The organism is Geodermatophilus pulveris, from assembly GCF_900188375.1.
GTDB classification, from domain to species: Bacteria; Actinomycetota; Actinomycetes; order Mycobacteriales; family Geodermatophilaceae; genus Geodermatophilus; species Geodermatophilus pulveris.
Map to the genome: position 1 here is coordinate 229,664 of NZ_FZOO01000006.1, position 18,869 is coordinate 248,532.

An 18,869-nucleotide genomic window follows, 5' to 3' on the forward strand; every position below is an offset into this window, starting at 1 on the left:
GCCTGGCGCGGACGCGGCGTCGGCGCCGCATCCGCCGCGTTAACCCGGAGCGTTCGTCGCTCGGCGGCGGGAACCGCGGACGACGGTCGTCCACGACGCGTCGCCCCTCGGCGGGCTCCTACCAGCACCAGGCAGGCCGCGAGCTCGGCGGCAGCGGTGAAGGCGGGAGAAGCGCAACGGCTCGCCGGGCTGTTCCAGGACTTGGTGGACATCCATCGGCAGGGCTTCCCGCCGGCGCAGTCACCTGTGGCGCCCCCGCCGCCGGCTCCCGACACGGATGCGATCCGCGCCCGCCACCGAAAGGCCGCCCTCACCGGCATCGGGCTGCTCCGGCGGCAGGAGCGGGCCGCCGCCCAGGAACAGGCTGACCGCGCGGCGGAGGTGAAGTTGCAAGCCAGCTGGGCCGAGGCCCAACGCATGCAGGCCGACTACCAGGCCCAGCTGGACGTCTGGTGGGCGGCGCTGCTGGCGAACGAACCGGACACCGGCATCGGCACGCTCGCCGAGGCGTTCGAGGACAACGAGGCCGCTGCCGCGCCCCTGAGCGTCGACGGGGACGAGGTGTCCCTCGTCGTCCTGGCGCCGAGTGACAGTGAGGCATTCGTCCCGGAGCGGATGCCCGGCACGACGGCCAGCGGCAACCTGAGCCAGCAAGCTCCCCAAGAGCGAGCGGGCGGCCCTCTACACCGCAGCCGCGATGGGGCACGCCCTGGTCACCATTAAGGAGGCCCTTGCCGTCGCCCCGGGCATTCAGTGGGTGCGGCTCATCGCCCTACGCCACGCCGCCGCCGACGCTTACGGCCGGCCCAGGCTCGAGTGCCTGCTGGCCGGCACGTAGACGCGGCAGGTCCTACAAGGTGTCGCCTGGGCCAGCGCCGATGCGACGACGGTGGCGCCGGACACCGCGGAGGAACTGTTGGTCAAGCTGCGGGCCGGAAAGGAACTGCAGCCGCTGAGCCTGGACTCCCAGCCGGAGATCCAGCAGTTGCTGAAGGCCGCGGACGTCGAGGCCTCGTCTCCTAGCAGCGGCGGACTGGCGCCATCGGCGCCTTCGTCGATGGTGAGCGTCACCTTGATCAGCTGACGCCGCTGCCAGCCAGCCACTGTCGTGTCGAGGATGTCGCGGTGGCACCTGCCGAGGACAACCGCCGCCTGTTCGATCCGGCGCGCGAGCGGGTCGAGCCGATGAAGCGCCCGATGCCGGTGCCGCTGCCGTGCCGACCGGAGTTGACCAACGATGACGTGGCCCTGCTGCGCGAGGGTGTCGGCCGGGTCAGCATGGACCACCGGTGGCGGTGCAACTCGACGCTGAGGACATTCTGCACCTGTACCGGTCCTGGACCGGCTACGAGGTCTACCGGGCCATCCTGGTCTCCAGCGGCGCAGCCCACCGGATCGAAGACTTGATGGTGACCGCCCCGGAGCGCTACTGCCCCGGCGAGGACACCCTGGAGGAAAGCCGCCGGTTCCTCGGCGCGTTGGCGGTGGTGTTGCAGCTGGCGATGGACCGTCGGGCCGGATGGGGTGACTATCCGCCGTTCCCCGACGGTTCGCCCCCGAGCACCCTGACGCGCCGGTCCTGGTGGTGACGCCGGCTACCCACGGTGTCGGACGAGTGCTGGCAGCGGGGCGGGGCGGCGGTGACCGATGAGACGACGAACCTGGCGGAGCACACCACCGATGAGTCCCGTACGGCCGGGAGGGGCGTCGCGCTGCCCGTCCAATTGGCGACACCGCTCAGGCCTCCCGGAAGTCTCAGGTAGCTCGCTGGTGCAGAGGTCTACATCGCCCGCTGCTCCGGCACTCACCTGACTGCGGCAGGAGACTTCTCTGGCGTAGCCGACTGGAGGATTACGAGAGGTCGGAGCGACACGGTCGGCGCATGCAGACCGCAACCCCGTGTCGGGAATCGATAGCCGGCCGGGCGAACCATGACGCGCCGCCGTCGGCGTCGTTGGCCATCACCAGCCCCATGCGTCCCCAGGGGCACCGGCCGATGACGGTCGAGGCGATGCGCGCGGCCGTCATCGCGATCCGCGCGGGGACCTACGACGAGGTCACCGATGACGTCGCCTGCATATGTCAGGTATCCGACGCGGCGGTCGTCGCCGGCACATGTCGGCCAGATGCTGATCCGACGCCATGGGCGGCAGCCGAGGTCAGCGGCGCTGTCGTCTTGGTCGTGGCCGGTCACGCCGGGGCGGGCGCCTCGACGGTTGCGTTGGCGGTCGCCGAAGGGCTGGCGGAGAGCCGGCGGGTGCAGCTGGTCGACTACGCCGAGCCGGTCCGGTCGGGGCTGGCCGAGGCCTCGACCATCGAGCTCGGTACGGAAGGCGCCGGGTGGCGCCGCGGCCGGCGCGGTCGACTGGACGTCTTCCGCCTCACCCGCCGCCCGGACGACGGAGAACTCCCGCCGCCCCCGCAGCCTGATGGCACGGAACGGCTGCTGGTCGTTGACGCCGGCTGGTCGCTCACCATCGCGCTGCTCGACTCACCCAGTTGCCTCATCCCGGACGGGAGGGTCGTCGTCGTCACCCGGGTGACGGTGCCCGCGGTCCGGCAGACCGAGCGCGTGCTGGCCGCCATCGGCGGCGAGCCGGTGGTCGCCGCAGTCGGCCCGGCGCGCTGGCCCCAGGCGGTGCAGGCCAGCTGCGGACCACGACTGCGTGAGCTGCGGTCGCGGGGGCGGGTAGTCCGGGTTCCGGTCGACCGGCGACTGGAGACCTCTGGGCTGACCGGGGACCGGCTGCCGAAGCCGGTAGCGGCCGCCGGCCGGCTAATGGCTGCACTTCTGGTGCCGGCCGGACCCCCTCAGCCCCGGCATCGGCGCCGGGCAGCGTCCTCCCGGACCGGCTCGACGGGAACCCGATGAGGAGCGCACGCGAGACCGCGCACGCGGCGGGTCGGGCGGCGCCAGCCGTCGCAGTCGTGCTCGTCGGCTTGGTCGTGCTGGGCGGCGGGCCCGCGGCTGCGGCGCCGGTGGAGATCGCCGCGGCGGTCTGCCCGGAGCCGCCGCCGGGGATGCAGGCCTTCGCCGACGACGTGACCGCCTGGGTGAAGTGGGGCGTGCTGGCGCTGATCGGCATCGGCGCGGTGATGTCGCTCGGGTCGATCCTGGTCGGGCGGATCTTCTCCCATCCGCATGCCTCCCGGTACGGCGCGATGGGTGTCGCCGTCGTGGTGATGGTGGCGATCACCTACACGGTGATCCTGACGATCCTGGGCTCGATCACCGGCAGCGGGTGCACCTGATGAAGAGCCTTCAGAAGCACCAGGGGAGCGGAACGACGGAGTGGAGCCCGGCCCGGCTGCTGACTCTTCTCGTGGTCGGCGCGCTGGTGGCGCTCGCGGTGCTGGCCGGATTGGTCCTCGCCGTCGTCGCAGCACTGGGCCGCGACGACCCGGGCCCGGCGGACGCCGCACCACAGGCCGCAGCCCCGGCGACGGAGACATCGCAACGAGATGTGCTGGCCGCCGCTCCCATGCCGCCCGCCGAACCGGAGGCCGCGCTGCCTGGGCCGCTGGCGACCCAGTCCGCCGGCGTCCTCGAGCTGCCACGGCCCACCGGCGTCGGCCCGACAGAGGTGCCGACCGGCTTCCCGCGCACTCCCGAGGGGGCGCTGGCACAGCTGGCGGCCATCGACGTGACCGCCATGGAGAGCGGATCGGTGGACGGCGTGCGCCAGGTCATCGTCAAGTGGGCCGCGCCGGGTGGTCCCACCTCGGAGACGTGGTCGGGCGTGGACGGGATGGCGCGGCTGCTCTCTGCGGCCGGTCTGTCCAACGCCGGGTCGCCGCAGTTCGCCATCGTGGTCCGCCCGCTGATGGGACTGATCAAGGGCACGGTCGGCCCGGACTTCGCGGTGGTGTGCGTGGACTTCGAGTTCACCGTCACCGTGGAGCAGACCTCGCGGATCGCGATCGCCGACTGCCAGCGCATGGTCTGGACCGGCGACCGTTGGCTGATCGCGCCCGGGCCGGAACCGGCCCCGGCGCCGTCGGTGTGGCCGGGCACCGAGGCTGCGGTCGCGGCCGGCTACCGGGACTTGCGCTATGTGTAGGCACCTGCTCGGGCGGCGCGGCCGACGGGCGTTGATCGTCATCGCTGTCTTGACGGTCGCGGGCTGGCTGGCGAGCTCGGCTCCGGCGTCGGCGGACTCGACGGTGCTGGCGTTCCCGGCGGAGCCGGCTACCGACGACGGGGCGTTGTCGTGCCTTCCGATCAATCCGTTCTGCGTGCTCGGCGAGGCGGCCGGCGCGGTGGTCGCCGACGTGTGGATCAACGCCATGCTCTCGCTGTGGGAGGCCGGACTGTGGCTGCTCGGCCTGGCCTTCTCCGTGATCGACGCCCTGGCCACGCCGGACCTGTCCGCCGGCGGCCCGCTGGCGGCGGTGTATCCGGTGACCTTCGGCATCGGAGCGACCTTGGCCGCGCTGATGGCCATGGTGCAGCTGGGCGTCGCGGCGTTGCGCCGGGACGGGGAGACACTCGGCCGACTGCTGGTCGGCCTCCTGCAGTTCGGACTGATGTGGACCAGCTACGTCGGCGTGGCCGCGCTGCTGGTCACCGGTGTCTCCGGATTGACCACCGCCCTGCTGAGCAGCCTGCTGGGCATCGACAACATGGCTTCCTTCGACCCGTCGATCAGCGTGGGCCGTGACCTGGTCGACGGCACGGTCGCCACCGTCCTGGGTGTCTCCTCGGTCTTCCTGCTGGTGCCGGCCAGTGTCGGCTTCCTGCTGCTGATGCTGGTCCGCGAGGCAGCGTTGATCGTGCTGGCGGCAACGTCGGCGATCTCGGCCGGCGGGCTGCTGGCGCAGACGTCGAGCTCCTGGTTCTGGCGCAGCCTGCGCTGGTTCCTCGCCGCGCTGCTGGTCGCCCCGGTGGCCGTGCTCGTCCTCGGGGTGGGCGTGACCGTCACCGAAGGCATCCTCACCGGAGCCGAGGAGACGAGCACCGAGCAGGCGGTCGGCATGGCGGTGGTCGGCTGTCTGCTGATTCTGCTGGCGGCGATCTGTCCGCTGGCGCTGTTCCGGCTGTTGGCCTTCGTCGACCCGGGAACCTCCAGCGGCGCGGCGCTGCGCTCCTCGCTGGCCGCCTCCGGCGGCGTGATGGGCGCGCTGGGGAATCTCGGCGGCCGGGGTGGTGGCCGCGCCGCGGGTGCCGCGGCCGCGGGTGGCGGGGCCATGGCGGCCTCCGGAGGGGTGGCCGCCTCGGGGGCCGCCGCGCAGATGGCCGGGGACCGGGCGCAGGGCGAGTCGACCGCGGACTCCGCCACGCAAGGCCGGTTCGCCGGCGTCCTGCACGGACTCACGGTCGGCACTGCACAGGCGGGCCGATTGGCCGCGGGGGTGGCCGCCTCGGCAGCCGACGTGCTCTCCGGCGCCGGGATCGGGCACTCCGCGCACTACTACGGACCGCCCGTACCCACTCCCGGCTCCAACGGACACGGCCGAGCAGCGCTCGGTTCGGCGGGGGGCTCGGCGCGAACGGACGACGGCGGACTGCTGTCGGGTGGCGCAGGTCCGGCGTCGTTCCGGTTGGCGGGCAACGACCGGAACGACCACCCGGCCGACGCGGGTGATGCCAGCCCGCCGGTTCCCCGGCCACCTCGTCGAGACGACGGGCCTGCCGATGGCGGTGCGCGGTGAGCGCTCACCGCTACGGCGACTACTCCCGCGACGTCTCGGGCTGGTTCCTCGGGATGACCGGCGCCCAGCTGGCACTGGTCGCCCTGGCCGGCGTGCCGGCGCTGCTTGCGCTGAACGCCCAGGCCTGGGGGCTGTTCTTCGGCTGGCTGCCGGTGTGGGCGCTGCTGGCCGCGGTGCTGCTGGTGCCCGTCCGGGGTCGCGCGGCCGGCCGCTGGACGGCCGACCTGCTCCTGCACGCGATCGGAGTGCTCATGGGATGGACGGCGTTCGGCTCACGCGCCGCATCGGGGACGGCCGACGACCTGGCCGAGGCGGACCTCCCGGGAGTCCTGGCCGGCATCCGCACCCACGACGGGCCGCCCTTCGGGCAGCTGTTCGACCGCCCGGTGATCGTGCAGGACTCCGCAGCGCGCACCTGGGCGGCGGTGGCCCGGATCACCCATCCCGGCGTCGGACTGGCCGAGCCGGGCGAGCGGGACCGGATGGGCGCCGGGCTGGCGGAGCTGTGCGAGCTGACCGCCCGCACCGAACTGGTCGACCTCCTCGCCGTGCACCTGCGCACCGTGCCCGACGACGGTGCCGAACGCGCCGCCTGGGAAAGCGCGCATACCCGCGGCGACGCACCGACCTTGGCCACCCAGGTCAACGCGCTGCTGGGGGCGATGCTGAGCCCGGCGGCGGTGCGCACCGAGGCCTTCGTGACCGTCGTCGCCGGCGAAGGCCGGCTCGCCCGGGCTGCGAAAGAGGCCGGTGGTGGGGTGGACGGCCGCGCCCGCGTGCTGCACGGAGCGATGGCCGAGGTCGAGACGGCGCTGCGTGGCCCGGTCGGCTGCACCGCGGTCTCCTGGCTGGACTCCGCCGCGCTGGCCGCCGCGGTGCGCACCGGCTTCGCCCCCGGGGATCGCGGCCCGCTGGTCGCCGCCGACCTGGCCGCCGCCTCCGGGCAGCAGGTGGCCGCCGGAGTGCCGATGGCGGCCGCAGGCCCCACCCAGGCCCGCGCCGAGGTGCGGCACTACGTGCACGACGCGTGGGCGTCCGTCACGGACACGATCCTGCTGCCCGACCAGGGGGCGGTGCTCGGCGCGCTGGCGCCGGTGCTGGTGCCGACCACGGCGGGGGAGCGGCGCTGCCTGACGGTGTTCCTCGCCCCGCTGCCGCTGGAGCGGGCCACCCGGATGGTCGGCCGGGAGGAGATGAGCGCCACCACCGGCAACGAGCTGCGCGCCCGGATGGGCTTCCAGCAGCGGGCCCGCCAGCGCCGTGACACCGAGCGGATCGGCGCAGCCGACGAGAAGCTGGCCACCGGCCGGGCACTGGTCCGCCTCGCCGCCGCTGCCTGCGTCACCGTCCCGGCGTCCTGGCCGGTCGCCGAGCACGGCCGCCGGTTGTCCGCCTCCGTCCGCGCCGCCGGATTCGTGCCGCTGCGGCTGGACCTGGCGCAGGATGCCGGCTTCGCCGCCGCTGCCATCCCCCTCGGCGTGGGGCTGCCGAATCGGCGGGGGCGACGATGACCCGCCGCATGTCCCGCCGCGGGCGCGATGTCGCCGTCCTGCTCGACGACTTCGGCCACCGCCTGCCCACCGTCCCTACAGCACCGGCGGCGACCCGCGAGCGGGCGCCGTTCACCTCGGGGGTGCCCCGCCGCGGCCCCCGCGGCCGCGGCCGGGGCCGGGCCGCGACCCCGGCCCCGCTGTCGGTGTGGCGGATGACCTCGGAGCAGACCCCGGTGGCGTGGCCGCTGATCCCCACGCCCGGCCTGCCGCCCACCGGCGCACAGATGGGCATTGACCTGCTCTCCGGCGGGACCTTCTACTGCGACCCGGTCGGCTGGGTCACCGACGACGACGTCCCGGTCACCAATCCCAACGTCGTCGTCTTCGGCAAACCCGGACGCGGTAAGTCCGCCACCGTCAAGGCCTTCGCGCTGCGGATGCTTGGCTACGGCTACCGCACCCTGGTCCTGGGGGACACCAAGGACGAGTACGAACCGCTGTGCCGTGAGCTGGGGGTGGAGCCGTTCGCCATCGGCCACGGTCTGCCCGCGCGGATCAACCCGCTCGCCTTCGGCCCCCTCGGGCACGGCTGGGACCGGCTCGATGCCGCCGAGGCGCGCCGCCGCGAGGCGATCATCTTCGCCCGCTGGCTGGTGCTGCTGCGCGGCCTGGTCGGCTCGCAGTCCGTGCCGTTCGGCCCGGTGGAGGAGAACGCCGTCGGGGAGGCACTGCGGCTACTCACCGGCTACCGCTCGGGCGCCACCCGGCTGAGCGAGCCCACCCTGCCGCAGCTGTGGCGGGCGCTCGACGAGCCTCCCGACGAGTTGGTCGCCGGCTGCCGGTACGCCGACCTCCGGCACTTCCTCGACGCCACCCGCGTCCTGCGCGACGCCCTCGGCGCCCTGGTCAAGGGTTCACTGGCCGGGCTGTTCGACGACCACACCAGCATCGACGTCGACTGGCGCGCACCCATCCAGTCGCTGTCACTGTCCCGGCTGGAGCCGCTCGGCGATCAGGCCGTCGGCATTGCGCTGACCTGCCTGAACTCCTGGGGCCAGGCGATGCGCGAGATTGCCGACCCCGGCGACCTGCGCATCGTGGTCCGCGACGAGACGTGGCGGCAGATGCGCCTGGGCGTGGAGGCCATGAAGAGCCTGGACGCCAACCTGCGGCTGTCCCGCCGGGACGCCGACGTGCAGATCTTGCTGGCCCACAAGCCCTCGGACATGCTCACCGCCGGCGACGCCACCTCCCAAGCCGTGGCGATAGCCCGCGACCTGCTGCACCTGTGCGACACCCGGGTGCTGCACGGCCAGGACCAGGCTGTCGGCGACGAGCTGGGCAGCATGCTCGGCCTGTCCCCGGTGGCGCAGCGGGTGGTCACCGGCTGGGCGGTCGCCGGCAAGGGCCGGGCGCTGTGGCTGGTCGGGGACCGGGCGTTCAAGGTGCAGACCGTCCTCACCGAGCCCGAGCTGCGGCTGACCTACACCAACGAGGCCCTCACCGCCGGAGGAGCGGCGTGAGCGGACCGGCGGAAGGAGCGGTCCGGGTCTACGCCACGCGGTGGCTGGTGCAGGCCGCCGCGCCCGCCGCCATCCCTGTGATCACCGCGTTCACCCTGCTGCTCATCCCGCTGGCCGTGCTCGCTGCCCCGGAGGCATCGAGGCCGGCGGCCTCCTCCGCCTGTTCGACCGGCGGCACCGGCGCGACCGTCGCCGGCGTCGACCTGGACGCCGTCCAGATGGGGCAGGCGCAGACCATCGCGCACGTCGCCGCGGGGCGCGGGCTCGGGCCGTACGCGGCCACGGTGGCGCTGGCCACCGCCTACCAGGAGTCCCGGATCCAGATGCTGGCCAACGACGGCAGCAGCCCCGAACTGACCGCCGAGCAGGCCGCGGTGACCGCCACCAGCCTGCAGTACACGCATGACGGTCTGGGCTCCGACCACGACAGCGTCAACACCTTCCAGCAGCGGTGGATCGCCGGCTGGGGCACCGTCGCCCAGCTGATGGACCCCGTCTACGCCGCCGAGGCCTTCTACGCCCGGCTCGTCGAGGTGCCGAACTGGCAGACGGTCCCGCTCACCCGGGCGGCGCAGGCTGTGCAGGTGTCGGCCGCGGGCGGCGCCTACGCCCGCTGGGAGCCGCTGGCCCGGGAGCTGACCGCGATGCTGTGGCCGGCCGCGCAGGCCGCCGCGGTCGACCCGTTCGGCGCGGCGCCCGGCGTCTGCCCGGGCCTGCCGGCGGCGGCCGGGTCGTGGGTCCGGCCCAGCTCCGGCACGGTCACCTCCGGCTACGGACCCCGCTGGGGAACCCTGCACGCCGGGGTCGATCTCGCCGGCCCCCGCGGCGCGCCGGTCTACGCCGCCAGCGGCGGCACCGTGATCCGTGCCGCGTGCACCAGCGTCTTCTGCGACCGCGACGGCAACCTCGGCCTGGGCGGCTACGGCAACCTCGTCGAACTCGACCACGGCGGCGGAGTGACCACCCGGTACGCGCACCTGTCCGGCTACACCGTCACACCCGGCCAGCAGGTGCCCGCCGGGGCACTGCTCGGCTTCCAGGGCTCCACCGGCAACAGCACCGGCGTCCACCTGCACTTCGAGGTCCGCCTCGACGGCGCTCCGGTCGACCCAGTGCCCTGGCTCGCCGACCGCGGCGTCGACCTGGACGCCCCCGACGCCGGATGAGCCACCCCATGCCAGACATCGGAGGAGGAGCCATGCACGAAACGCCGACAGGACGGCGGCAGTGAGCGCCGGCCGCTCCCAACCCGACGTCGGCCCTGCAGGCTGGGAGATCCCCGCCGCCGCCGCCGTGGTCTGGCTGACCGCAGGCGCACTGCTGCTGCCCGCCGCCCGAGCCGCCGCGGCGCTCTTGACCGGCGGCGGCTGGGTGTGGCCGGACGGGTCGGTCGCCTTGGTCGCCTCCGTCGGCGGGCTGCTCACCGGCGACGCGGCCGCTGGCCTCGACCACACGCAAAGCGCAGCGCTGCCAAGGACGGGCGCCGTGTACGCAGCCGTCATCACCGTCCTCGTGCTGTTCTTGGGCGGCAGCGGGGGAGCGGTGTGGGCCGCGCACCGATTCCTCGGCGGAGGAGCGGGCATGGCCACCCGTGGCCAGGCCGCCGAGGCGCTCGGCTCCGCCCGACTGCGCCAGGCCGCCCGCATCATCCGCCCGGATCTGCCTAGCGGCCGCCGACGCGGAGTCCACCCGTCGGTCGAGCGGGAGGTGGGCTGGCGGCTGGGCCACGCCGCCGTCCCCACTGCCGGGCAGCTGTGGGTGCCCTTCGACCGCACCACCGGCGTCTACGGCCCGCAGGGCTCCGGCAAGACCCTCGACCTGCTCGTCCCCGCGTTGCTCGACGCCCCCGGCCCGGCGCTGGTGACCCTGACCAAGGCCGAAGACCTGCTGCTCACCCTCGACGCCCGCGCCGACGGCGACCGTCCGGTCGCCGTGCTCGACCCCTTCGGCGCGGTGCCGGGGCTGCCTGAGCTGGTGTGGGACCCGGTCGCCGGCTGCGTCGACCCGATGGTCGCCGAGCGCCGCGCCAAGGCGTTCACCGCCGGCACCGTGACCGGTGCGGTCACCGGCGGCAGCAGCGACAGTGCGGCGCGGTTCTACGCGTTCGAGGGGGCCAAGGTGCTGCAGGCCTATCTGCACGCCGCGGCGCTGACCGGCCGCAGCCTCGAGCACGTTCTGGAGTGGGCCGCCCATCCCCAGGCGGCCAGCCAGCCGGCCGACATCCTGCGCGCCCATCCGCACGCCGCACCGTTCTGGGACGGTCTGCTGCACGGCGCCCTGCACGGTGATCCGCGCACGGCCGGCAACACGACGACGACCGTGCAGCAGGCTCTGGCGCTGTTCTTCCAGGCCGACATCCGCCGCCGCTGCGTGCCCGGACCCGGCCGGGGGGCCATCGACATCCCGGCGCTGCTGTCCGCCGGCGGCACCATCTACCTGCTCGGCCGCGAGGACCCCTACGCCTCGGCGTCCCCGCTTATGACCGCGCTGGCCGAGCACGTCCTCGACACCGCACTGCAGCTGGCCGCCGCCGGGCCCACCGGGCGGCTGTGCCCGCCGCTGCTGGCCTGCCTGGACGAGCTGCCCTCCACCGCGCCGCTGCCGACCCTGCGCACCCGGATGGCCAACGACCGGGCGCTGGGGGTCAGCTTCATCTACGCCGCCCAGACCTGGCGGCAGCTGGTGCTCGTCTACGGCGAGGACGAGGCCCGCGCCCTGTTCGGGCTCACCAACGTGATCGTCGCCTTCGGCGGCGGCAAGGACGGCGCCTTCTACCGCGAGCTCTCCGAGCTGCTCGGCACCACCCGGGTGCGGCGCACCTCCTACAGCTACCGAGGAGCCGGGTGGGGGCGGTCCACCCACGGCGAGACGGTGCCGGTGCTGCGACCGGAGGAGATCCGCCAGCTGCCGCCCGGTCGGGCGCTGGTGGTGGCCGAGAACGCTCCGCCGCTGATCGCCCGGCTCACCCGGTGCCTCACCGGCCGCCGCGGTGCGGAGCTGCTCGGGGCCCAGTCCGCCGCCCGCGACCGCGTCGCCGCCGTCCGCGACGAGACCGCGGCTCCGGCCGAGCGCGCCGCCCGCGCACACCGGGCGGCCGCCAGCGCCGGCCTGGCCCCGACCGGGCAGGACACCCGATGACCGACTCCCCGCTCGCCGTCCCCTTTCCCAAGCCGCCGCAGGAGGTGCGCCGCGCCCTCGAACAGCTCCGGCTGGCCGAGGACGCCGGCCTCGAGCCCACCGGCCTGCCACTGCTGGACCGGCCCTGGGACCCGGCCACCTGCTCGCCGTCCGTCCGTCAGCAGCTGTGGCCGTGGCTGGGCGACGTAGCCGCCTGGCTCAACCACACCTACGCCTGGCAGACCACACACGCGATCCCGTCCTGCTGGGCCCGTCACCCACACCTCGTCCAGGAGCTCGCCGTGCTCGCCTGCTTGCGCATCACCGCTGCCGCCGCCCTCGTGCCGCACGCGCTCGAGGAGTGGCACCGCTACGCGCTGCCCAGCTTCCACGCCCGGATGAGCGAACGACTCGGTACGGGCTGCCCGCCCGGCCGGCACACCGACTGGCCCGCCCGCTCCCGGGCCATCGACTACGACAGCCGGCAGGCCACCGAAGCGCGGCGAGCGCTGTTCGATGACGACCTCCGCCGGACCCCGGCCACCGAGAGCGGTGCCGGGCCGACCGGCAGCGGGATCGACAGGCCATGAGCCGTTCGACCGCGCACGGCCGCGGGGACTGGATGTCGCTGCTCGACGGCGTGCGCGTCAGCCGCCGCTGGATGACGCGGCACACCCCCGCCCTACTGGCCGCCTGGTGCGACGCCCCCACCGCCGAGCACCGGCGGGCGATCGCCGTCCGCATCCTGCAGATCGCGGCCGACCTGGAGAGCGAACCGGACGACGCCGACGACACGGCGGCCGAGTCGACCTGGTCGGAGCTCGTCGCCCCTATCGATGCCCGACTGGTGCGCGGTCCGGACTGGCCGCCCCTGGCCGCCGCGCTGACCCGGGCCGCGGCCACCGACTACGACATCGCCGCCCGGCTGCCCGCCCTGGCCGCCGCCGCGCCGCTGCCCGCCCGTCACCCGGCCCGGGAGCTGCACTGGCGATTGCTCGACGACTGCCCGGACGCCCTGCCGCCCCTCCGCCCTACCGGTGACCGAACGGCGACCGCCGCGGGAGCCCCGGTCGTCCACAACAGCACTGGTCGTCCACAGATCCCTTACGGCGTCCCGCCCGGTTGGCCGCGCCGACCGAGCCTCGACCCAGCCGACCTTCAGAACAGGAGACCGTCATGACCGCCGACGTGGCCAGCGACCCGCTCAGCTATGCCGCCTCGCTCCTCGACGCCGTCGGCGCCGACCGGGAACAGGTGCCCGCCGACATCGCCCTGGAATGCCTCTACGCCGCCGAGCTGCTCGAACTGGCCGGCGCCCGCACCGAATCGACACCGCTGATCGACGGCGACCCCCGGGCCAGCGTCCGTGCCGCCATGGGAGCACTCGGCCTGCTGGACGAGGCCGCATTCGCCAACCCCCAGGTGCTCGACGCCGCCCGCGCCGCCCGGCACGCCCTGCGGCGACTGGGCTGAGAAGTGGCCACCACCCTGCAGCAGCTCCTCGACGGCCTCACCCAGCGGGCCACCGAGCCGAAGCCCTCGGCGACGATCGAGGACGTCACCGGCACACTGGACCACCTCGGCCGGGCGCTCACCGGCCTGGCCCACGACGGGCTCACGCCCGGCAACAGCATGCGGCAGCGCACCATCACCGACCTCGCCGCCGCGTGCACCACCGTCGGCAGGCTGTGGCCGCACACCGGCGGACCCCTTACCGACCTAGCCGGCGCCGCCGCCGACCTCGTCGGCCGCGACCGCGCCATCATGGGCCGCTCGCACCGGTGGGCCGTCAGCGTCGAACTGGCGGAGGTCGCCGACCACTCCGCGGGGCTCGCCCACCGGCTGCTGCCACAGGCGGCGGTCGACGAGCTGGCGACCGTCCGGGAGCTGGCCGTCGTCGTCGAACAGCTCGCACAGACCGACCCCCCGACGGCGGCCGGTGCGGCGGTGCTCGACCGCCTGGTACCCATGCCAGGCAACCCGCTGGCAGCCGCACAGCTGACCGTCCTGGATGCCTCCGGGGCGCTGGCCGCGGCAGTCGACCGAGCCCGGGAACGCAACGAATTGAGCCTGCGCAACTTCCGGGCCGCCGTCGCCGCGGCCGAGATCACCAGCCGCAGCGCCGCCACCGTCACCGCAGCCGCCACCGGCAACGACGCCGGACCGCTGCTGGTCACCGGGCTCGCCTGGCAGCTGGTCGGCCGCGCCAGCACGGTCTTCGACGACGGCCGACAAACGCGGTCCACCGATCCCCACGGCGTCGTCCCGTGGGCGTTGACGTTCGTGGGCCACCTGCGCGCACAGGTCGCCTTCGACACCGACATCGCGGCCCTCCGCGACTGGGAGGACCTGGCGGCCGTCGCCAGCAGGATGCAGCAGGTCACCGGCCAGCTGTCGGTCCTCGCCGAGCATCTCGTCTCGGCCGTCGACCGCTGGTCCCGCACCGGACAGCTGTACGCGAACGCTCGGGACCTACCTCCCATGGACAACATGCCGGAGGACCGGGTGGCCGCGGTGATCGCCGGACGACACGTGCAGGCCCGCGGCGCCGACCTCGACCGCCTGCGGCAGGTCGTCGGCAGGGCCGCGGAACTATCGACCGGACTGGCCGACGCGCTACACCGCGCCGCCAGCATGGGGTCGCTGGCTCGAGGGCACCAGGCCACCCGGCACGCCCCGAGGGCACGGGCGCCGGTCGCAGCCGAGCGACTGCTCAGCCATCCCCAAAGTCTCGATCGCGACGCCACCACCATTCAGTCGTCGCACCGGACGGGACGGGAAGCACCGCCGTCTCGATAGCCGATCGCCGCGCGGGACGCGCGCGCAAGGGGATTCCTGCGGGACACGGCGACTCCGGTCGTGGCGTCAGCGACCTAAAGCGGCAGATTGATGCGCGACCACGGGCGCCTGCAGGATTCCCTTGCGGCAGGCAGTGTCGTGGTCCGCCTTGAGCTTGAGCCGCCATCACGGCTCTGAACGCTGCAGGCGACGATCGACCTATTCGGCGGCACCTAGTGCAGGCTCATCAGGCACTCCAAGGTCCCTGCGCATCGTCTCCTGAAGCAAGTCGTACTTCTGCCTGAGACGTGCGTTGAGATCCTCCGCGTCCTCGTAGTGCTCGCCTTGGTGGGGCGGCAGCCCATCAAACCTTTGGAGGGTCCTCACAGCGTCGTCAGCAATATCGGTGACCGCCGTGGATGCGAAGAGCCGCAAGGTGCGGAGCTCCTCAGTAAGCTCCACGTAGGTCCGGTCATCCTCCGGGACCGGTTGCGGCCAGTGCCCAGGCAAGTAATACCGGCCGGCCACCAGCTCCCACACCTGATCGAACTGCGTGACGAACCTGAGATATGCGTCCCGACGCTGCTCGTAGCTGCGGGCCGCGTCCTCCCTGGCCCACTGCTCACGCTGCTGCCGCTCCTGCCGATCCCACTGCTCCTGCTCGCGCTGGCGTGCCTCGTCTCGGGTGCGCTGCTCGCGGATGTCGGAACGCCACTGCGTGTAGAGCACTCCGAGTAGACCCAGGAAACCCACAAGAAGCGGGACCCAGAGCGGCACGCCACTGCTGGTTGGCACTGCTCCTCCTGCGGACATCGACAGGCGCTAAGCACAGCACGACGAGCAGCCTGGTGGCGCCCCGTACGCGGAACCGGCTACGGCGAACCGTAGAGGGCTCTACGGACCAGCACAGGACGTTCCACAGCGGATCGGCTACCGGACGCCTGTGGGCTAGCGAGATGAAGCGTGTCTGCCAGCAAGCACGAGTGGCGGACCGGCCGGCGGGGTCGTGCCTCTCCTGAGCTCAAGCCCTCCAGTCAGCCGTGAGCGACCGAAGTTGCCCACGCAGGGCGAACGCCTACGTCGACGGGCTGCTGCCCCCTACCCGACCCCCGACCGCGACGCCGATGGCTACAGCGAGGTTGACTGCCGCGCTAGCGACCATGGTCGTACCCCCTTCCAAGTAGGCAGCGAGTGCTGCGAGGCCGGACACGATCGAGATAAGCGTGCCGATCTTGATCCACTTGTTGAGACGTACGCGGCCGGGTGCACCAGCACCGGTCTGAGGACCGGCAGTCGGGAATCGGGTAGGGGACAGCAGCGCCAGTCGGAGATTGGCACGAACGATCGGTGATGGCAACGCTCCCAAGGTGGCCGCTGCGTACCGGCTGGCACCCGATCGCTATCCGGGCGGTGGCCGGAATCGGCTCGCTGTCGCGGTGCTGATCAGGTTGCGGACGCGCTCCGGGATTTGCGGCCAACGCCAGGGGGCCGATGCGGCCACCGGCTGCCACACCACCCAGGATGACTGAGGTACCTGAGGTGCCGCAGCTGCCCTAGTCGGGGATGAAGTGGCCGGTCGCTCGCGCGTCGTGCAGGAGGTCGCCACAGAGGTCTACTGCTCGTTGTAGGCAGTCGGCGAGCCAGACGGTGACGTCGACGGAGTCGCCAGGGGCGCCCGGCAGGGACAGCTTGGTGGTGGCCCGGCCCTCACTGGTCGGCTCGTTGATGACCGCGTCGAAGTGACGGGCCAACGTCGTGTGGTGGGTCGTGCGGTTTCGCAGCCGTCGGGCCTGGGCGAGCCAGCCGGTCGGGACCGCCGCCTTCTCGTCTGCGCGAGCGTTCCGCAGTGCACCGACCGAGGGAGCAGCTCCGCCCTGGGTGACGAGCTGGGCGACAAGCTTGTCGGCCTTTGCGAGGTCGTACTGGTGCTCCTGCAACGGAGGAGTGCTCAGCCGGCGTTCCAGTGTGACGATCAGTCGTGCCCGGGCCGCGTCCACGGCCCCTGTCAGGTTCGACAGGCATCCGTCCAGGGCCATCTCGACCCCGGCGTGCCGGTCAAGGCCGACGGCGCTTTCCAGGTGCTGCAGGACGTCGAGGTACCAGCGGGCCGCTCGCAGCTTCAAATCCACCCAGGAGTCATCGGGTGCCAGCACCGCCGAAGCGCTCTCAGGGGACGGGTCCTTGATGTGCTGTCCTAGCGGCCACAGGATCTGCGAGGGCGGCTCCAGCAACGGGTCGCTCGACACAGGCTGACCCTAGGCTGGGCGGCCCACGTCACCAGGAAAGCATCAGCCGCGGCGACTGGCAGCGTGGTGAACTCGGTTCAGAGCTCAAGACCCTCAGCGGTCTATCGCATAGAGCGACTAGGGAAGTACCGACCGGGGAACGGCGACCGGCACGGCATCAGCTCGACCGACATAGCCGGCAGCGATGTCTGCAAGGGGATCCCCTTGCAGATCAGAGTCCTCCAGCAGCGAGTGCGGCGGCCGCTGCCCGGCCACGCGGATCAGCTGGGCCAGGGTGGTCGGGGTGGGGGTGTAGCAGCGGTAGAAGGCCAGCTCCCCGGTGGTGAGGTTGCGGCGCACCAGCAGCGACCAGACTCCCGGCGGGAGCTGCTCCTGCTGCTCGCCCGGCTGGGGTCGGCGGGCCGGCGCCGCGGTGCGCGGGTCCAGCTCGACCCAGGCCCAGGCATAGCGGCGGGGGCCGTGCGCGCCGGTGCCCGCCGAGCGGACCTGCCAGGCGGAGCGGGGCAGGTCGGCGGTGATCTGCGCGGCGGTGCGCGCGCTGGCGGCATCGACCGGCAGCCGGCGGTGGCCGGCGGTGGCGAGCACGGAGCCGATGCCGCGTTCCTCCAGGCAGCGGGCCAGCCGTGGGTCGGCGCCGTAGACCTCGTCGGCGGTGATCCAACCGGCGGGGACGCCGGCGGCCGCGCAGCGGTCCGGGTCGTCGGTCCAGGAGCGCGGCAGATACAGCTCCCGGTCGATCATCGCGTGCCCGCTCCGGGAGGCGTAGCCGAGATAGACGCCGACCTGGGCGTTCTCGATCCGCCCGGCGGTGCCGGTGTACTGCCGCTGCACGCCGACAGTGTGTCGGCCCTTCTTCAGATCCCCGGTCTCGTCCACGACCAGGATTCCGTCGCCAGGATTCCGTCGGCGGCGCCGAGGTGCTCGACGACGAAGTCGCGCAGCTCACCGGCGACCGCGTCGGTGTCCCACACCGCCCGCGCCAGCAGATGCTGCATGCCCCACGGCCGGGCCTCGCCTGCCTGCTCGGCCAGCGTCCAGCAGTTCCTCGGCCCCTCCCGGCTCAGCAGCGCCAGCAGCATCCATCCCAACCGGATCCGCGACTCCGGGCGCACGACATGCGGACCGATGCGTTTCAGCAGGTCATCGACGTAGATGCGCCTCGATCCCGGCACGCTGCAGCTCCTCCACCACGAACCGCCAGCCGGTGCAGGCCTCGACTGCGAACGCCGCCGGGCTCTTGGCGACGGTCGTGCTCAGCCAGCGGCGCAACCGCAACCGGTCCGCCGGAGCAATCCGGCCCCGCCGGGACTGGCCGCTGCGCCCATCGAGGTAGTCGAAGGTGATCTGCCGCCGGTGGACGTCCAGTCCTCCTACGATCCGCATCGGGGACCTCCTCAAGCTCCAACAACCCGACGCACTCCACGGTGCGCTGAGCTGAGGGGGTCCCTCCGCATGTCATCTTTTCGCCCGGACGCTGACCGAGTCCAGGCTGGCCCGCGACCAGTCCAGCCGGCCTGCTCGCCCAGTCGGTCGAGCACCGCCTGGTGCAGCTGCGGCCGGTGGAGAGCAGGAACGCGATGCCCTCGAGCACGTCCCGGTCGGAGGTACGGGGCCGGCCGGTGCGGCCGTGCACCGCCGGCCTGCGCGGTGGGATCAGCGGCTCGACCAGCGCCCACAGCTCGTCACTGCTCAGCCGCGACGGCGGTAAAGACGCCGGCAACGACATGCGCCGCAGCCTGCGCCGAACCGTCAAGACGGGACAGAGCCCGACGACCTACTTCTGCAACGTCTTCCTAGTACGTCCGGTGGCCGCCGGATCGTCATGGATCCTGCGACGTTCCGAGCGGTCCCTACGTCGATCGATCCACCAGAGGAGTCGGTCATGCGAATCTTGCGGCATCATCAACGCGAGTACGGAGACGACGAAGCTGCCGATAAGGAGCGGGATCAGGACGCCCAAAGGAGCCCCGTGCGAGACCAACAGCGCCAGTGTTACCGCGGCAAATCCAGGCGCTACAGCGCCGGTTGCTTTCGACATGAGGGCCTCCACGCTTCGCCGA

20 protein-coding genes and 1 pseudogene are annotated in these 18,869 nt (G+C 73.0%); 14 read left to right on the forward strand and 7 right to left on the reverse strand.

Translation table 11 applies throughout. The features are described 5' to 3' along the window. Positions 1–156 precede the first annotated feature (156 nt). Entirely contained in the window at positions 157–723 is a 567-nt protein-coding gene (locus CHB98_RS14145) for a hypothetical protein (RefSeq protein ID WP_089306237.1), read from the forward strand. Between the two features lie 72 nt (positions 724–795). Here CHB98_RS14145 and CHB98_RS14150 read toward each other — a convergent pair whose 3' ends face one another. Continuing rightward, the gene (locus tag CHB98_RS14150; protein ID WP_089306238.1) at positions 796–1,287 is read right to left on the reverse strand and encodes a hypothetical protein; all 492 of its coding nucleotides are present in this window, start codon (positions 1,285–1,287) and stop codon (positions 796–798) included. 2 nt (positions 1,288–1,289) lie between these two features. Here CHB98_RS14150 and CHB98_RS14155 point away from each other — a divergent pair, with 2 nt between their 5' ends. From CHB98_RS14155 to CHB98_RS14215, 13 genes are all read left to right on the forward strand, one after another. Further along, complete coding sequence (locus CHB98_RS14155; protein ID WP_089306239.1) at positions 1,290–1,589, forward strand: hypothetical protein; 300 nt, start codon at positions 1,290–1,292, stop codon at positions 1,587–1,589. A 293-nt stretch (positions 1,590–1,882) separates the two neighbouring features. After that, positions 1,883–2,872 (forward strand): hypothetical protein, encoded by a 990-nt coding sequence (locus tag CHB98_RS14160; protein WP_245821159.1) that lies wholly within the window; start codon positions 1,883–1,885, stop codon positions 2,870–2,872. 56 nt (positions 2,873–2,928) lie between these two features. Further along, on the forward strand, positions 2,929–3,252 hold the full coding sequence (locus CHB98_RS14165) for a hypothetical protein (protein ID WP_245821160.1): 324 nt from the start codon (positions 2,929–2,931) through the stop codon (positions 3,250–3,252). Further along, a complete protein-coding gene (locus tag CHB98_RS14170; RefSeq protein WP_089306283.1) occupies positions 3,252–4,061 on the forward strand; it encodes a hypothetical protein in 810 nt (269 codons plus the stop codon). Before CHB98_RS14165 ends, CHB98_RS14170 begins: the two co-directional genes overlap by 1 nt. A 31-nt stretch (positions 4,062–4,092) precedes the next feature. After that, on the forward strand, positions 4,093–5,652 hold the full coding sequence (locus tag CHB98_RS14175; RefSeq protein WP_245821161.1) for a hypothetical protein: 1,560 nt from the start codon (positions 4,093–4,095) through the stop codon (positions 5,650–5,652). Then, positions 5,649–7,163 (forward strand): SCO6880 family protein, encoded by a 1,515-nt coding sequence (locus CHB98_RS14180; RefSeq protein WP_218822368.1) that lies wholly within the window; start codon positions 5,649–5,651, stop codon positions 7,161–7,163. Before CHB98_RS14175 ends, CHB98_RS14180 begins: the two co-directional genes overlap by 4 nt. After that, positions 7,160–8,668, forward strand: a complete 1,509-nt coding sequence (locus CHB98_RS14185) for an ATP-binding protein (RefSeq protein ID WP_089306242.1) — start codon at positions 7,160–7,162, stop codon at positions 8,666–8,668. The genes CHB98_RS14180 and CHB98_RS14185 overlap by 4 nt, the downstream gene beginning before the upstream one ends. Continuing rightward, positions 8,665–9,834, forward strand: a complete 1,170-nt coding sequence (locus CHB98_RS14190; protein WP_089306243.1) for a M23 family metallopeptidase — start codon at positions 8,665–8,667, stop codon at positions 9,832–9,834. Before CHB98_RS14185 ends, CHB98_RS14190 begins: the two co-directional genes overlap by 4 nt. A gap of 61 nt (positions 9,835–9,895) precedes the next feature. Then, the gene (locus CHB98_RS14195; protein ID WP_089306244.1) at positions 9,896–11,806 is read left to right on the forward strand and encodes a type IV secretory system conjugative DNA transfer family protein; all 1,911 of its coding nucleotides are present in this window, start codon (positions 9,896–9,898) and stop codon (positions 11,804–11,806) included. Continuing rightward, the gene (locus tag CHB98_RS14200) at positions 11,803–12,375 is read left to right on the forward strand and encodes a hypothetical protein (protein WP_089306245.1); all 573 of its coding nucleotides are present in this window, start codon (positions 11,803–11,805) and stop codon (positions 12,373–12,375) included. The genes CHB98_RS14195 and CHB98_RS14200 overlap by 4 nt, the downstream gene beginning before the upstream one ends. Continuing rightward, positions 12,372–12,965: a hypothetical protein gene (locus CHB98_RS14205; protein WP_245821162.1), complete on the forward strand. Its 594-nt coding sequence runs from the start codon at positions 12,372–12,374 to the stop codon at positions 12,963–12,965. The genes CHB98_RS14200 and CHB98_RS14205 overlap by 4 nt, the downstream gene beginning before the upstream one ends. Continuing rightward, a complete protein-coding gene (locus CHB98_RS14210) occupies positions 12,962–13,258 on the forward strand; it encodes a hypothetical protein (RefSeq protein ID WP_089306246.1) in 297 nt (98 codons plus the stop codon). Before CHB98_RS14205 ends, CHB98_RS14210 begins: the two co-directional genes overlap by 4 nt. Before the next feature lie 3 nt (positions 13,259–13,261). Beyond that, positions 13,262–14,584, forward strand: a complete 1,323-nt coding sequence (locus CHB98_RS14215; RefSeq protein ID WP_089306247.1) for a hypothetical protein — start codon at positions 13,262–13,264, stop codon at positions 14,582–14,584. A gap of 198 nt (positions 14,585–14,782) precedes the next feature. Here the strand turns inward: CHB98_RS14215 and CHB98_RS14220 are convergent, their stop codons facing one another. The 6 genes and pseudogenes from CHB98_RS14220 to CHB98_RS14245 form a co-directional block, all read right to left on the reverse strand. Next, the gene (locus CHB98_RS14220; protein WP_089306248.1) at positions 14,783–15,340 is read right to left on the reverse strand and encodes a hypothetical protein; all 558 of its coding nucleotides are present in this window, start codon (positions 15,338–15,340) and stop codon (positions 14,783–14,785) included. 776 nt (positions 15,341–16,116) lie between these two features. Continuing rightward, positions 16,117–16,809: a hypothetical protein gene (locus CHB98_RS14225; RefSeq protein WP_089306249.1), complete on the reverse strand. Its 693-nt coding sequence runs from the start codon at positions 16,807–16,809 to the stop codon at positions 16,117–16,119. Positions 16,810–16,926: 117 nt separating this feature from the next. Continuing rightward, positions 16,927–17,685 carry a transposase gene (locus CHB98_RS14230; RefSeq protein ID WP_179224508.1) on the reverse strand — a complete coding sequence of 253 codons (759 nt, stop codon included), beginning with the start codon at positions 17,683–17,685 and terminating at the stop codon, positions 16,927–16,929. Next, positions 17,664–17,981: a hypothetical protein gene (locus CHB98_RS14235; RefSeq protein ID WP_089306251.1), complete on the reverse strand. Its 318-nt coding sequence runs from the start codon at positions 17,979–17,981 to the stop codon at positions 17,664–17,666. Before CHB98_RS14235 ends, CHB98_RS14230 begins: the two co-directional genes overlap by 22 nt. Further along, positions 17,950–18,192: a hypothetical protein gene (locus tag CHB98_RS14240; RefSeq protein WP_245821163.1), complete on the reverse strand. Its 243-nt coding sequence runs from the start codon at positions 18,190–18,192 to the stop codon at positions 17,950–17,952. The genes CHB98_RS14235 and CHB98_RS14240 overlap by 32 nt, the downstream gene beginning before the upstream one ends. A 75-nt stretch (positions 18,193–18,267) precedes the next feature. Then, a pseudogene (locus CHB98_RS14245) lies at positions 18,268–18,535 on the reverse strand (transposase); the annotation flags it as partial. Positions 18,536–18,869 lie beyond the last annotated feature (334 nt).

Coding starts and splice junctions, on each gene's coding strand:
- CHB98_RS14160 (WP_245821159.1), top strand. CDS start 1,883: ATGCAGACCGCAACCCCGTGTCGGGAATCGATAGCCGGCCGGGCGAAC.
- CHB98_RS14170 (WP_089306283.1), top strand. CDS start 3,252: ATGAAGAGCCTTCAGAAGCACCAGGGGAGCGGAACGACGGAGTGGAGC.
- CHB98_RS14185 (WP_089306242.1), top strand. CDS start 7,160: ATGACCCGCCGCATGTCCCGCCGCGGGCGCGATGTCGCCGTCCTGCTC.
- CHB98_RS14200 (WP_089306245.1), top strand. CDS start 11,803: ATGACCGACTCCCCGCTCGCCGTCCCCTTTCCCAAGCCGCCGCAGGAG.
- CHB98_RS14205 (WP_245821162.1), top strand. CDS start 12,372: ATGAGCCGTTCGACCGCGCACGGCCGCGGGGACTGGATGTCGCTGCTC.
- CHB98_RS14210 (WP_089306246.1), top strand. CDS start 12,962: ATGACCGCCGACGTGGCCAGCGACCCGCTCAGCTATGCCGCCTCGCTC.
- CHB98_RS14240 (WP_245821163.1), bottom strand. CDS start 18,192: ATGCGGATCGTAGGAGGACTGGACGTCCACCGGCGGCAGATCACCTTC.